This is a genomic window from Palleronia sp. (assembly GCF_042089775.1).
In the GTDB taxonomy this organism is placed as follows: Bacteria; Pseudomonadota; Alphaproteobacteria; order Rhodobacterales; family Rhodobacteraceae; genus Palleronia.
On record NZ_JBELKF010000083.1, the window covers coordinates 1 to 13,853 of the forward strand.

At 65.4% G+C, this 13,853-nt stretch carries 11 protein-coding genes and 1 pseudogene; 8 read left to right on the top strand and 4 right to left on the bottom strand.

The genetic code is table 11. The features are described 5' to 3' along the window. The 5 genes from ACFDS3_RS15975 to der form a co-directional block, all read left to right on the top strand. A partial coding sequence (locus ACFDS3_RS15975) for a LysM peptidoglycan-binding domain-containing protein (RefSeq protein WP_375263352.1) occupies nucleotides 1–401 on the top strand: 401 nt, incomplete at its 5' end. 51 nt (nucleotides 402–452) lie between these two features. Continuing rightward, on the top strand, nucleotides 453–2,276 hold the full coding sequence (locus ACFDS3_RS15980; RefSeq protein ID WP_375263353.1) for an ABCB family ABC transporter ATP-binding protein/permease: 1,824 nt from the start codon (nucleotides 453–455) through the stop codon (nucleotides 2,274–2,276). Between the two features lie 117 nt (nucleotides 2,277–2,393). Continuing rightward, nucleotides 2,394–3,053 (top strand): hypothetical protein, encoded by a 660-nt coding sequence (locus tag ACFDS3_RS15985; RefSeq protein ID WP_375263354.1) that lies wholly within the window; start codon nucleotides 2,394–2,396, stop codon nucleotides 3,051–3,053. A gap of 10 nt (nucleotides 3,054–3,063) precedes the next feature. Then, complete coding sequence (locus ACFDS3_RS15990; RefSeq protein ID WP_375263355.1) at nucleotides 3,064–4,362, top strand: PQQ-binding-like beta-propeller repeat protein; 1,299 nt, start codon at nucleotides 3,064–3,066, stop codon at nucleotides 4,360–4,362. A gap of 45 nt (nucleotides 4,363–4,407) precedes the next feature. Further along, a complete protein-coding gene (gene der / locus ACFDS3_RS15995; RefSeq protein ID WP_375263356.1) occupies nucleotides 4,408–5,850 on the top strand; it encodes a ribosome biogenesis GTPase Der in 1,443 nt (480 codons plus the stop codon). Nucleotides 5,851–5,870: 20 nt separating this feature from the next. Here the strand turns inward: der and ACFDS3_RS16000 are convergent, their stop codons facing one another. The 3 genes from ACFDS3_RS16000 to serS form a co-directional block, all read right to left on the bottom strand. Next, on the bottom strand, nucleotides 5,871–6,251 hold the full coding sequence (locus tag ACFDS3_RS16000) for a hypothetical protein (protein WP_375263357.1): 381 nt from the start codon (nucleotides 6,249–6,251) through the stop codon (nucleotides 5,871–5,873). A 306-nt stretch (nucleotides 6,252–6,557) separates the two neighbouring features. Beyond that, nucleotides 6,558–7,982, bottom strand: coding sequence for a hypothetical protein (locus tag ACFDS3_RS16005; RefSeq protein WP_375263358.1), 1,425 nt, complete (start codon nucleotides 7,980–7,982; stop codon nucleotides 6,558–6,560). Nucleotides 7,983–8,050: 68 nt separating this feature from the next. Beyond that, nucleotides 8,051–9,310, bottom strand: a complete 1,260-nt coding sequence (gene serS, locus ACFDS3_RS16010) for a serine--tRNA ligase (RefSeq protein ID WP_375263359.1) — start codon at nucleotides 9,308–9,310, stop codon at nucleotides 8,051–8,053. A 120-nt stretch (nucleotides 9,311–9,430) separates the two neighbouring features. On the opposite strand from serS, the gene rnd reads away from it, so the two are divergent. Continuing rightward, nucleotides 9,431–10,588, top strand: a complete 1,158-nt coding sequence (rnd, locus tag ACFDS3_RS16015) for a ribonuclease D (RefSeq protein ID WP_375263360.1) — start codon at nucleotides 9,431–9,433, stop codon at nucleotides 10,586–10,588. Between the two features lie 386 nt (nucleotides 10,589–10,974). Here rnd and ACFDS3_RS16020 read toward each other — a convergent pair whose 3' ends face one another. Beyond that, complete coding sequence (locus ACFDS3_RS16020; RefSeq protein WP_375263361.1) at nucleotides 10,975–11,430, bottom strand: GNAT family N-acetyltransferase; 456 nt, start codon at nucleotides 11,428–11,430, stop codon at nucleotides 10,975–10,977. A 100-nt stretch (nucleotides 11,431–11,530) separates the two neighbouring features. Here ACFDS3_RS16020 and argS point away from each other — a divergent pair, with 100 nt between their 5' ends. Both argS and ACFDS3_RS16030 read left to right on the top strand, forming a co-directional pair. Further along, nucleotides 11,531–13,246, top strand: coding sequence for an arginine--tRNA ligase (gene argS, locus ACFDS3_RS16025; RefSeq protein ID WP_375263362.1), 1,716 nt, complete (start codon nucleotides 11,531–11,533; stop codon nucleotides 13,244–13,246). A gap of 79 nt (nucleotides 13,247–13,325) precedes the next feature. Continuing rightward, nucleotides 13,326–13,853 (top strand): annotated as a pseudogene (locus ACFDS3_RS16030) (SPOR domain-containing protein); the annotation flags it as partial.

The following is a 13,853-nucleotide window of genomic DNA, read 5'->3' on the forward strand; positions in this document are numbered from 1 at the left end:
GTCGCGCGCCGCAGACGTCGTCGGTGCGCGCCTATCTCGACAATCGACCGCTCGACGCCGTGCGGAGCGGTTCGGACGGGCAATGGCGGCTCGATCTTCCGACACTGGAGGAACGGACCTACAGCCTGCGCGTGGATCAGCTAAACGCGGAGGGTGAAGTAGTCGCGCGCGCCGAAACGCCGTTCCGCCCGGAATCGGCTGCCTCCCTCGATGCCCTGCGCGGCTTGGTCGAGGACGGCGTCCGCCGCGTGACCGTGCAGCCCGGCTTTACCCTCTGGGCCATTGCCGAGCGCAACTACGGTGATGGGCTGTCCTTCGTCCGGGTGTTCGAGGCGAACGCCGACAAGATTCGCAACCCTGACCTGATCTATCCGGGCCAGATCTTCGCGGTGCCGGACTGACCGGCGCGGCCCTTCTGGTCAAACCGACGAGCGCCGGGTAATCGAAGGGGCATGTCCCCCAGGTCAACAGACTTCACGGAAGCGGACCGCGAGGCGAGAGGCCTTGGCATCGTCACGCGCGTCCTGCCGTACCTGTGGCCCAAGGATGCGCCGGCCCTGCGGCTTCGCGTGGTGTTGTCCATGGCGGCGCTTGTCGTCGCCAAGCTCGTCGCCGTAACGGTCCCGTTCTTCTTCAAGGCGGCGGTGGACACGTTGGCGGGCGAGGCGGGGGCGAACCCTTCCTGGGCACTTGGCGCCGGGGCGATCGGGCTGACGATCGCCTACGGCGTGGCGCGGGCGATGAACACCGGTTTTCAGCAGTTGCGCGATGTGCTTTTCGCGGCGGTCGGGCAGCGGGCGCTGCGGACGCTCGCGCTCGAGACGTTCGAGCATATCCACCGCCTGTCCCTACGCTACCACGTGCAGCGGCGGACAGGATCGCTCCAGCGGATCATGGAGCGGGGCGTCAAGGGCGTCGAGTTCCTGCTGCGCTTCCTGCTGTTCTCGATCGGGCCGCTGGTGCTCGAGCTTGCGATGGTGGGCGTGATTCTCGCCGTGGTGTTCGACTGGCGGTACCTGGCCGTGGTGGCGGCGACGATCGTGGCCTACGTCGCCTTCACCTTCTCGGTGACGGAATGGCGGGTGCGCATCCGGCGCGAGATGATCCGGCAGGACAACGATGCCGCGCAGAAATCCATGGATGCGCTGCTGAACTTCGAGACGGTCAAGTATTTCGGTGCCGAACGGCGCGAGGCGAACCGCTACGACACCGCGATGGAAGGCTACGTGACCGCCGCCCTGCGGACCTCGTATTCGCTGGCGGCGCTCAATTTCGGGCAGGCGCTGATCATCACGGTGGGCCTCGTCGGGGTCATGGCCATGGCGGCGGCGGGCGTTTCCTCGGGGGATCTGACCACGGGCGACTTCGTCATGGTCAATGCCTACATGATCCAGATCACCGTGCCGCTGGGGTTCCTCGGCACGGTCTATCGCGAGATTCGGCAGGCGCTTGTCGACATGGGGCAGATGTTCGCGCTGCTCGAACAACCGGCCGAAGTGCGGGATGCACCGGATGCGCGCCCGTTGCAGGTCCGCGGCGGCGAGATCGTCTTGGACGACGTGACCTTCGGCTATGGCGGGGATCGAAAGGTGCTGGACGGTGTGTCCTTCACCATTCCGCCGGGACGCACGCTGGCGCTTGTGGGGACATCGGGCGGTGGGAAGTCGACCATCGGGCGGCTGCTCTTTCGCTTCTACGATGTCGGCGGCGGCGCGATCCGGATCGACGGACAAGACCTGCGGGCGGTGACCCAGGAGAGCCTTCATGCCGCGATCGGGGTCGTCCCGCAGGACACGGTGCTGTTCAACGACACGATCCGCTACAACATCGCCTACGGTCGCCCCGACGCGAGTCAGGCCGAGATCGAGGCGGCGGCGCGTGCGGCATCCATCCACGACTTCGTCGCCAGCCTGCCCGAGGGTTACGACACCCAAGTGGGTGAGCGCGGCCTGAAACTGTCGGGCGGCGAAAAGCAGCGCGTGGGGATTGCCCGAACGCTACTGAAGGACCCGCCGATCCTGCTGCTGGACGAGGCGACTTCGGCTTTGGATACCGAAACGGAAACCGGCATTCAGACCGAACTACGCGCCATGGGGCAAGGGCGGACAGTGCTGGTGATCGCGCACCGACTGTCGACGGTGGTAGACGCCGACGAGATCGCGGTCCTCGAAGGCGGCCGGATCGTCGAGCGCGGATCGCACGTGGCGCTCCTGGCGCGGGGCGGCCGCTATGCCCAGCTCTGGAGCCGCCAGGCGAACGAGGACGAGGTCGCCTGACCCCGTGAGGCCTGCGCATTTTCGTCACGCGAATGGTCGAAAGGCGGTTTCCGGCCCTGTGGTGTTTCGCGTATTGCCGCGCTAAGACGCAGTCGACAGCGGCGGAAGAGGTCCAGGGTGAGCAACACCGACAGTTTCATCGACGAGGTCTCGGAAGAGGTTCGGCGCGACCGGCTGTTCGCCATTCTGCGCCGCTATGGCTGGATCGCGATCCTGGCTGTCGTGCTGCTTGTCGCGGCGGCGGCCTATGTCGAATGGAGGCGCAGCGCCGAACGGACTGAGGCGCGCGCCTTCGGGGATGCGATCGTCGCTGCCCTGGACGCTGAAACGCCCGAAGCGCGACGTGAGGCTCTGCTGGCAATCGACGCCGAGGGGACGCGGCAGGCGCTTCTGGCGATGCTGGCGGCCGACACGCTCGAAACGGACGAGGCCGAGGCGCAGACGCTCGACGTGCTGATGCAGATCAGCGACGACGCGTCGATCCCTGCGCTCTACCGCGAGCTTGCGACGCTGAAGGCCGCGATGCTGCGGCAGGATCGTGCCGAGCCGCAGGAGCTTATCGACATGGTCGAGCCCTTGACGATTCCCGGCGCGCCTTACCGCCTTCTGGCGCTTGAACAGCAGGCAATTGCCGAAATGCGCGCGGGCGAGACGTCCGACGCGATCGAAACGCTGCGCGGTATCCTCGAAGACGGTGCCGCGACGCGAGACTTGCAAGCCCGAGCCCGGCAGTTGATTGTCGCGCTCGGCGGGTCGCTCGAGACGGCCGAGGGATAAGGGGACTTTGATGATGACGCGGATCGGGCTGACACTCGGCGCGGCGCTTCTGGTGCTGCAGGGCTGCGGCGACCGCGAAGAGATCCTTCTGGGCGAACGGATGGACCTGCGCGAGGACGAAACGTCGGTCGCGGTCGATCGTGCGGTGCCGCTGTCGCTGCCGGCGGCGGTGGCGGCGCAGGACTGGACGCACAAGGCTTATGCCCCGGACCACGATCTGCCCCACGCGGCACTCGCACCGAATCCGAGCCTGCGCTTTGCCGCCTCGATCGGCAGCGCCGAGGATCGCCGCCACCGGATCTTTGCCGATCCGGTCGTGGCTGACGGGCGCATCTTCACCATCGACAGCCGCGCCCGCGTGATGGCGCACTCGCTGACCGGCCAGCCATTGTGGTCCGCCAGCGTCATCCCCGTCGGCGAGGCTGATGGCGGCGCGACGGGCACGGGCCTCGCGGTCTCCGACGGGACGCTCTACGTCTCGACCGCCTATGGCGAACTTCTGGCGCTCGATGCTGCCACCGGTCAGCGTATTTGGGTGCAGGACCTGGGAGCTGCGGCGGCGGGGGCCCCCACGGTCAGCGGCGGCACCGTCTACATTGTCGGGCGGGACGCGACGGGTTGGGCCATCGACGCGGCGACCGGCCGCGTTCAGTGGACCGAGACCGGCACGCCTGCGCCGACGGGTGTCGCGGGCGGCGCGGCGCCGGCCGTCTCGGACGGTATGGTCGTCTTCCCCTATGCCAGCCGCGAACTGCGCGGCGTATTGTCGGGCGGCACAAGCCGCTGGACCACCAGCGTCGCAGGCTCGCGGGCGGGCAGGGTGTATGCCGGGATCACGGACATCTCGGGTGATCCGGTGATTGACGGGCAGACGGTCTATGCAGGCTCGCCTTCGGGCCGGATCAATGCCTTCGCCCTGACCTCGGGAGAGCGTCTGTGGAGCGCGGAGGACGGCGCGATGTCGCCCGTCGTCGTCACCGGCGGCTCGGTCTTCGCCGTCAGCGACCAAAACGAGTTGATCCGCCTCGACGCCTCGACCGGAGAGCGGATCTGGGATACGCCCCTGCCGCTTTTCGAGCGCAACCTCGTCGGCCGCCGCAAGGCCGTGTTCAAGCATTACGGCCCCGTGCTGGCCGGTGGCCGCCTGTGGGTCGCGTCGTCCGATGCCCGGCTTCGCGCCTTCGACCCGGTGACGGGCGTACAGGTGGCCGAGGTAGAGATGCCTGGCGGAGCGACGACGAACCCGGTTGTCGCGGGTCAGACGCTCTATGTCGTGAGCGAGGAGGGCCAGCTTCTGGCCTTCCGCTGAGCCGTCCGGTAAAGGGCGGCCTCTGATCAAACGGAGCGCCCGCCCATGAGCTTCACTCTTGCCATCGTCGGACGGCCCAACGTTGGCAAGTCCACCCTCTTCAACCGGCTCGTCGGGCGGCGCCTGGCGCTGGTCGACGACCAACCCGGCGTCACCCGCGACCTGCGCGAGGGTGACGCCAAGCTCGGCGACCTTCGATTCACCGTGGTCGACACGGCCGGGCTTGAGGACGCGACGGACGACTCCCTCCAAGGCCGGATGCGGCGCCTGACCGAACGCGCGGTCGAGATGGCGGACGCCTGTCTCTTCGTGATTGACGCCCGCGTTGGGGTGACTGCGGTGGACGAAGTGTTCGCCGAGATCCTGCGCCGCAAGGCCGGGACGGTCATCCTTGCCGCCAACAAGTGCGAGGGTCGCGCGGCCGAGGCGGGGCTGCTCGAGGCCTACGCGCTCGGGCTGGGCGAGCCGCTGAGGCTGTCGGCCGAGCACGGCGAAGGCATGCCGGAATTGTACAGCATCCTCAGGCCTCTGGCTGCGGAAGCCGAAGAGCGGGTGGCCGAGACCGCGCCTGAGACGGACGTGGATGTTTCGGACGACGAGCCCGACGAAGGTCCGCGGGTCCCGACGCTCGAAAAGCCGCTCCAGGTGGCCGTGGTCGGGCGGCCGAATGCCGGGAAATCCACGCTTATCAACAGGTTGCTCGGCGAAGATCGTCTGCTGACTGGCCCGGAGGCGGGGATCACGCGTGATGCGATCTCGGTCCGGCTGGATTGGGACGGGTTGCCGGTGCGGATCTTCGACACGGCGGGTATGCGCAAGAAGGCGAAGGTCCAGGAGAAGCTGGAAAAACTTAGCGTTTCCGATGGGTTGCGGGCCGTGAAGTTCGCCGAGGTGGTGGTGGTTCTGCTGGACGCCGCCATACCGTTCGAGCAGCAGGATCTGCGGATTGCGGACCTTGCGGAACGGGAAGGCCGGGCGGTCGTGATTGCGGTCAACAAGTGGGACGCGGAATCGGAGAAAAACGAGAAAATTCTGGCGCTTAGAGAGGCTTGTGAACGTCTTTTGCCGCAGCTGCGGGGGGTCAAGCTTGTGACCGTGTCGGCGAAGACCGGGAAGGGGCTGGATCGGCTGAAGGATGCGGTGCTGGAAGCGCATGACGTGTGGAACCGGCGCGTGACAACTTCCAAGCTGAATCAATGGCTTGGGGCGATGGTCGAGGCGCATCCACCCCCGGCTCCGGGGGGGCGGCGGATCAAGCTGCGGTACATGACGCAGGCGAAGACGCGGCCGCCGGGATTCGTGGTCATGTGCTCGAATCCCAAAGAGATGTCAGAGGCTTACAGCCGATACCTCGTAAACGGGTTGAGGGTGGATTTCGATATGCCGGGGACTCCGATCCGGCTTTGGATGCGGTCTCAGGCCGATCAGAACCCGTACAAGGGGAAGACGAAATCGACGCCGTCGCGGCTTCGCAAGCACTTGAAATAAGTGTGCGAAACGCGTGGGAGTCATGTGCGAGTCCTGTGAGAGGATCGTAGGACCCCTGCGCACGCAAGAACGCCCGCCGCGGCAACGGCTGCGAGGGCGGTGAGGGTCGTCGAATCGCCCCAGTTGCGGACGGCGACGCCGATGAAGGCCCAGGCGAGGGCGGCGGCGTAGGCGAGGCCGGGGCGGGTGCGGAGGGTTGCCAGACCCACGGCGAGGGCGAGGGCCAGTGCGACGAGGGCGGCGGCGGTGCCGCCCACCAGCCCGTATCCTGCGGCGAGGAGGCCGAGGCTGACGGCGCTCGCCGCCGTGAGCCAGCCGGCATAGAGGCCGAGCGGGGTGGACAGTGCCCACGGGTCGGACGGGCCTGCGCGGCGCAGGGCGACGAGGGCGCCCGTCAGCATGATCAGGATCAGGAATGTCGCCCAGACGGGCGAGGCCTTGGCGACGAGGATCCAGATGGCGCCGACGGCGAGGCTGATTGCGAGGGGTGCTCGGGTTCGGGTCCAGTCGGAGTCATCGCCGCGGCGCAGGCCGATGATGCCGTGGCGACCAGCGCCAGGTAGATCAGCCCCCAGATCGAGAAGGCATAGCCGCTGGGGTGACGGGCGGTTCCTGTTGCGGGACGGGGTAGGCGTTCGGGCCGAACCCGCCGAAGCTGCCGGTCAGCAGCGGCGATGCGGCGAAGGCGAGGAGGGGGATTGCAGGAGTCATAAATTGGACGCGGATGGCGGTCGAAAAACTGCGTCCACAACTTCATGCGTTATTTCATAACCTGTTTCCTGAGCTATCACGGATATCCGATCATATATAGAGTTTAAGCGCATTACATCAGATTCATTGAAGGCAATTATGAGAAATCGTCCTGCCTTAACTTCTTCTGCTGCTAGGTACTTCGGTAGCTGCTTCTTGAGGCCCGACCAGAATTTTGAGTTGTTGGCCAACTTCAGCTCAATCAGGGCGCAAAATTTGCTGCCCCGACTCGTCTTAAAGTCCACTGGCCCTCTGCCAATATTAACCTCTGCAGAAAGATCTATGTTGTTGGCGATGCAGTATTGACGTACAATACCCAGAAAGAGTCGCTGGCAAGCGCTTTCACTCTTCGGACGACCGTCGTCATTGAATAGGAGCTCCCATCCGCCCTGATTTTCAACGTAGTTTTTGAAAATGGATATCAAGTTGTCAATAAACGAGTGGAACTCTTTCTCATCTGCGAATGACAGCGCGACTGGGTTTTTAGCCGCGAAATCTCGCGAAGCATAGTACCACTGGATTAGCCCCTTCGGGTCTTTCTCGATGTCGTACGGAGCGCCGCCAATGCGTTCTATCGCAGCGACAAAATCTTCTACCGTTCCATACTGCTCAAGAGCCAGCTCTAAAATTACATCCTTGTTGACGTGCCGGCCAATCTCCTCGCCCAGTTCCATTCTCATCTCTTCGGCCTTTTGCTGATAACAAAACCCCCAATATGAATCCGGGTTTAATGTTGGCATTGGCCTTAGGTACTCTTTGGGTACCAAGAGGATCTGCTTTCCGTTGTGAGGATTTACCGGCGCTTGGACGTCGATTTTCTCCCAGCGGTTCCTATCGGAGTTGAATCTACCGCGATGGTGCGGCACAGTTACGGTCTCTATCTCGTAGTCTTCACATATCTTTTGGGTGTAGGAAGCAAAACGGTGGCGCAGGATGTTTCCTACAGCATCCGAGATTGTATCTTCGGCGATACCTTCCTGAAAAAGCTGAAGAGTCTCAAAGTGTTTTGGTTGAGCAAGGCCGTGTAATACTGCTTTTCTAATCGCTTCAGCAATCAGCCTAGCCTTGCCACTTCCTGCCCCGGCACCTCTTGTGCCGGCAGCGGTCACTCCCAAACAAAGTTCTTCAACCTCCGGAGTGCCAAGTATGGAAATTGCTTTATTCCAATATGGCTGTTCCTTGGCTTCTCCGGCGCGGGCAACCAGCCTAAAGGCGGTGTCGTAAAAATCCACGATCTCTTGGTGTGCGCCATCGAATGGGCCGAACTCATTTTGAAATATGAGGAACGGATCAATGTATAGCTTTGTGTCGAGAATCAGCAAGGGATCGAACCACGGTTCATCGCCCCTAACATCGATTTCGAAGCATTCGGAGAATAGCATAATAGCACCTCCCTTTGATACTACAGCGCATAAGAGAAGCTGATTGGAGCTATGGCAAGAGAAGTTTGCTACAGCGTCTCAACACCTCCCATATACCCCCGCAGCACCTCCGGCACCACGATGGACCCGTCCGGCTGCTGGCCGTTCTCTAGCACGGCGATGAGGGCGCGGCCGACGGCTACTCCGCTGCCGTTCAGGGTGTGGACGAATTGGGGTTTGCCCCCCGCTTCGGGCTTGAAGCGGGCGTTCATGCGGCGGGCCTGGAAGTCCCAGCAGTTCGAGACCGAGCTGATTTCGCGGTAGCGGTTCTGGCCCGGCAGCCAGACCTCGATGTCGAAGGTGCGGCGGGCGCCGAAGCCGGTGTCTCCGGTGCAGAGCTTGATCGTGCGGTAGGGCAGGCCCAGCGCCTCGAGGATGCCCTCGGCGCAGGCAAGCATCCGCAGCTGCTCTTCGTCGGAGGTGTCGGGGTGGGTGATCGAGACCATCTCGACCTTTTCGAACTGGTGCTGGCGGAGCATGCCGGCGGTGTCCTTGCCCGCGCTGCCGGCCTCGGACCGGAAGCAGAGGGTGTGGGCGGTGAAGCGTTTGGGGAGGTCGGATTCCGCGAGGGTCTGATCGGCGACGATGTTGGTCAGGGGCACCTCGGAGGTGGGGATCAGCCACCAGCCGTTGGTGGTCTGGTAGCTGTCCTCGGCGAATTTCGGAAGCTGGCCGGTGCCGCGCATCGCCTCGTCCTTGACGAGGACGGGGGGGATGATCTCGGTCAGGCCGTTCTGGTCGACGTGGGTGTCGAGCATGAACTGCGCCAGCGCCCGGTGGAGGCGGGCGATCTGGCCGCGCATCAGCGCAAAGCGGGAGCCGGAGAGGCGGGCGGCGGTCTCGAAGTCGATGTCGGCGGTGAGGTCGTAATGTTCCTTGGCGCCGGGGATCGGGGTGGGTTCGCCGTGGCGCTTGATCTCGACATTTTCGTCCTCGGACGTGCCCTCGGGGACGTCGGGGGCCATGACGTTGGGGAGGGTCATGAGCTGGGCGATCAGCTCGGCGTCCTTTTCGCGGGCGGCTTGTTCCTGGTCGGCGACCTCGGCCTTCTTTTGGGCGACCTCGGCGCGGAGGCGTTCGAACTCGGCGTCGTCGCCGCTGGCCTTTGCGGCGCCGACCTGCTTGGAGGCGGCGTTCTGCTGGGCCTTGGCCGTCTCTGACGCGTGGATGGCGGCGCGGCGGGCTTCGTCCAGGGCCAGGAGGGGGGCGGAGGCGTTCGGGACCCCGCGCAGGGCCATCGCGGCATCAAAGGCGTCGGGATTGTCGCGGATCGTGCGGATGTCGTGCATGGGGTCCCTCGTGTGCTTTGGGTCGGGTATGGCGCAGATGGGGGCGGTGGTGAAGAGGGCGGTCTTTTCTTCCACGCCCGCGGCGCATATCAGGGCAGGATCAGCCCCGCGGAGGTCCGTTTGATCACGATTACCGACACAGCGTCGCTTGCGGCCTTTTGCGATGCCGCCCGTAGCGCCCCCTACATCACCGTCGATACCGAGTTCCTGCGCGAGCGGACGTATTATTCCAAGCTGTGCCTGATCCAGTTGGCCGTTCCGGGCGAGGGCGAAGAGGGCGCGGTGCTGGTCGATCCGCTGGTGGGGGACCTGTCGCTGGAGCCGCTTTATGAGCTGTTCCGGGACGAGAGCGTGGTGAAGGTGTTCCATGCGGCGCGGCAGGACCTCGAAATCTTCTGGCACGACGGCAACGTGATCCCGGCGCCGCTGTTCGACACGCAGGTGGCGGCGATGGTGTGCGGGTTCGGCGAGCAGGTGGGCTACGAGACGCTGGTCAGGAAGATCGCGAAGGCGCAGATCGACAAGTCCTCGCGCTTTACCGACTGGTCGCGGCGCCCGCTGACGGAGGCGCAGAAGGCCTACGCGCTGGCCGACGTGACGCATCTGCGCGACGTGTACGAATACCTGGCGGCCGAGCTGAAGAAGACCGGGCGGACGCCCTGGGTCGAGGAAGAGCTGGCCATCCTGACCGATCCCAAGACCTACGAGGTCCACCCCGAAGAGGCGTGGAAGCGGATCAAGACGCGCACGAACTCGGGCAAGTTCCTGGCGATCGTCAAGGAGCTTGCGGCATTCCGCGAGGGCTATGCGCAGGCGCGCAACGTGCCGCGGAGCCGGGTGTTCAAGGACGATGCGCTGGTCGAGCTGGCCTCGACCAAGCCGCAATCCGAGGCGGACCTTGGCCGCTCGCGCCTTCTTCTGCGCGAGGCGCGCAAGGGCGAGATCGCGGACGGCATCCTTGCCGCCGTCAAGCGGGGGCTCGAGTCCGATCCCAAGGACCATCCGGCCACCGACCGGGGACGCGACCAGCTTCAGGTAAACCCGGCGCTGGCCGACCTGCTGCGGGTGCTATTGAAGGCGAAATCCGAGGATGCGGGCGTCGCGCAGAAGCTGATCGCGACATCGGCCGAGCTGGACCAGATCGCCGCGGGCGAACGCGACGTGCCGGCGCTGCGGGGCTGGCGGAACGTCGTGTTCGGGCGCGATGCGCTGCGGCTGATCGACGGCGAAGTCGGGCTGCGGGCCGATGGCCGCGAGGTCGTGGTCTTCGACATCTGAGGCTTGCGCGGCAGACGCCCCGGCGCGAGCGAGGCGCGGTGCCGACAGGAGCTTCGTGCTTCCTTCGCCGGTCGTACGACGACAGGCGTTCACGCAGTCCAGTTTGCGCCGTCGCGTGGATCGCTTCTTGTCGGAGCCGGGTTGGGCGCTGCTGCTTTTCGTGTCCAAGGGTTTCTTGCAGGCGGCGTCGGCATGATCTTGATCTCTTTCAGCCCGGTGGTGCCGGCGGTGTGCATCCGCAGCGTGGTCAGCCGCCCGTTCACCGCATGAATCGGCTGCACCAAGGTGCAGTTCCGGGCGTCACGACCCGAGCCTTTCGTGTCGGGCCTCTTCGGGTTGCGATCGAAGAGGTCTTTCAGCCGGATCAGGACCGAAGCGAGGCTGCGTCAGAGCGGTTTCTTGAAGCCTGCGTGGCTCTGCGCATAGCCCAGCCGGACGTAGAAGCGGTGCGCGTCGGGGCGGCGCGCGTCAGATGTCAATTGCATCAGCGTGGCGTCGGCGGCGCGTGCGTGTGCTTCGGCATCCTCCATCAAGAGGGCTCCTATGCCCTGGCCGCGCAGGGGCGAGGCCACGCGGACCGCCTCGATCTGTGCGCGAAGGGCGGCGCGCGAGGACAGGCCGCGGATCAGGATCAACTGGTAGGTCGCGACGATCCTGGAACCCTGTTCGCCGACATAGAGGCGGGTGGAACTGCCGGCGATTGCATCGAAGGCGGCCTCGAACCTTGCCGGATCGGTGATCTCGCGCCCGGCCCAGAAGTCGTCCTCGGCCAGGAGCGCGACGATGGCGGGAAGGTCGGGGCGGGTGGCTTCGCGGAAGCCGATCGGGGGGAGGTCCTGCATGGCGTCAGGATGCGCGGCACCGGCGACGCGTGCAAGGTGAGCGGCGTTGACGCCCCTCGGGGGCGGGTTTAGACCGCGCACGTTCACCCTGGAGGCCCTCATGAACCTTTTCGCCGATATGCGCGCCCACGTCATCTCTGCCTTGGACGAGATGGTCCGCGCGGGCGAGCTGCCGGAGGGGCTGTCCTTCGACAACGTGGCGGTCGAACCGCCGCGCGATCCGGCGCATGGCGACATGGCGACCAATGCCGCGATGGTGCTGGCCAAGCCTGCTGGCGCCAAGCCGCGCGACATTGCCGACAAGCTGGCCGTGCGGCTGGGGGCGCTGGACAGCGTCGAAAGTGCTGGGGTGGCGGGGCCGGGTTTCCTGAACCTGCGGCTGTCGGGTGCGCTGTGGTCGGACGTGGTCGTGCGCGCGCAGGAGGTCGGTTTCGGCACCTCGAAGCTGGGCGCCGGGCAGAAGGTCAATGTCGAATACGTCTCGGCCAACCCGACCGGCCCCTTGCATGTGGGGCACACGCGGGGGGCCGTGTTCGGCGACGCGCTGTGCAACCTGCTGGCCTTCGCGGGCTTCGACGTGACGCGGGAATACTACATCAACGACGGCGGCGCGCAGGTCGATGTACTCGCCCGCAGTGTCTATCTGCGTTACCTCGAGGCGCACGGGCAGGAGGTCGAGTTCGCGGACGGCACCTATCCGGGGGACTATCTTGTAGCTGTCGGTGAGGCGCTGAAGGGCGAGGTGGGCGACGCCTATGTGGGCGAGCCCGAAGAGGTCTGGCTGGAAGAGGTGCGGGGCTTCGCGACCAAGGCGATGATGGCGCTGATCGAGGCGGACCTTGCGTCGCTTGGCGTGAAGATGGACAGCTTCTTCAGCGAGAAGTCGCTTTACGGGACGGGCCGGATCGAGGATGCGCTGAAGGCGCTCGACGGGAAGGGCCTGATCTACAAGGGCACGCTGGAGCCGCCCAAGGGCAAGCTGCCCGAGGATTGGGAGCCGCGCGAGCAGACGCTGTTCAAATCGACCGAGCATGGCGACGACGTGGACCGGCCGGTGATGAAGTCGGACGGGGCCTGGACCTATTTCGCGCCCGACATCGCCTATCACTGGGACAAGATCGAACGCGGCTACGATCAGCTGATCGACGTGTTCGGCGCGGATCACGGCGGTTACGTCAAGCGGATGAAGGCGGCCGTGTCGGCGCTGTCGGACGGGCGGGTGCCGCTGGACGTCAAGCTGTGCCAGCTGGTGAAGCTTTACGAGAACGGGCAGCCCTTCAAGATGTCCAAGCGGGCGGGGACGTTCGTGACCCTGCGCGACGTGGTCGATCGGGTGGGGCCGGACGTGGTGCGGTTTTTGATGCTGACGCGCAAGAACGACGCTCCGCTGGATTTCGATTTCGCCAAGGCGGTCGAGGAAAGCCGCGAGAATCCGGTGTGGTACGTGCAGTACACGCACGCCCGGATCCGGTCAGTGATGCGCAAGGCGGATGCCATGGGCGTCGCACCCGGCGCGCCGCGTCTGACCGACCCGGCCGAGGTCGCCGTGGCCCAGAAGCTGGCCGAATGGCCGCGCCTGGTGGAGATCGCGGCGACGGGGCACGAGCCCCATCGAATCGCCTTCTATCTTGGCGAGCTGGCGCAGGTCTTCAACTCGCTCTGGAACAAGGGCGATGACGATCACTCGTTGCGGTTCCTGCAGGATAGTGACCCAGAGGCGACAGCGGGCAAGATTTCTCTGCCGCTGGCCGTTTCCGTTGTGATTGCGGCCGGCCTTGGTATTCTTGGCGTGACGCCCGTCGAAGAGATGCGCTGACAACGCGCACGCTGCGGGCGACCGAGGCAGGACAAAAAGGACGCGGTGCCCCATGTGCGGTGCCGCGGCGCGAGGCAGTATGACGGATTACGTGTATGACGAGCCGGCAGAGCTCGGGCGTTCCATGGGTCGCGGTGCGAAGGCGCAGAAGCTGGTGAATGCAGCCGGTGCGATGGTGTCGCTGGGGCTGGTCGCCGGCATGTGCGTCTGGGGCTATCAGCTGTTGGTGCGCGACGTCAGCGGCGTTCCGGTGATCGAGGCGCTGGAAGGCGCCTTTCGCGTCGCCCCCGAAGAGCCGGGCGGGATGACCGCGCCGCACCAGGGTTTGCAGGTGAACGAGATCGCGGCCGTGGGGTCGGCCTCTGGTCCCGTGGACCAGGTGCGGCTGGCGCCGGGGGCCGAGCCTCTGACGGAGGAGGATCGCCCGTGGGGCGAGCTGATGTCGAACCCGGCTGGCGCGACCGAGGCGCGCGTGGATGAGGCGCCGGTTCAAGAGCTGGAGGCCGCGACGACCCAGATGGCGCTGCTGGACGAGGGCGACGTGCCGCTGCCGGCGCAGGGCCCCGAGGACGAGGCTGCCGTCCAGCGGATCGAAGACACGCCCGAG

What these genes read in the sequence shown, in the direction of transcription:
- ACFDS3_RS15990 (WP_375263355.1), top strand. Translation starts at nt 3,064, where the DNA reads ATGATGACGCGGATCGGGCTGACACTCGGCGCGGCGCTTCTGGTGCTG.
- argS (WP_375263362.1), top strand. Translation starts at nt 11,531, where the DNA reads ATGAACCTTTTCGCCGATATGCGCGCCCACGTCATCTCTGCCTTGGAC.
- serS (WP_375263359.1), bottom strand. Translation starts at nt 9,310, where the DNA reads ATGCACGACATCCGCACGATCCGCGACAATCCCGACGCCTTTGATGCC.
- ACFDS3_RS16000 (WP_375263357.1), bottom strand. Translation starts at nt 6,251, where the DNA reads ATGCTGACGGGCGCCCTCGTCGCCCTGCGCCGCGCAGGCCCGTCCGAC.
- der (WP_375263356.1), top strand. Translation starts at nt 4,408, where the DNA reads ATGAGCTTCACTCTTGCCATCGTCGGACGGCCCAACGTTGGCAAGTCC.
- ACFDS3_RS16020 (WP_375263361.1), bottom strand. Translation starts at nt 11,430, where the DNA reads ATGCAGGACCTCCCCCCGATCGGCTTCCGCGAAGCCACCCGCCCCGAC.
- ACFDS3_RS15980 (WP_375263353.1), top strand. Translation starts at nt 453, where the DNA reads ATGTCCCCCAGGTCAACAGACTTCACGGAAGCGGACCGCGAGGCGAGA.
- ACFDS3_RS16005 (WP_375263358.1), bottom strand. Translation starts at nt 7,982, where the DNA reads ATGCTATTCTCCGAATGCTTCGAAATCGATGTTAGGGGCGATGAACCG.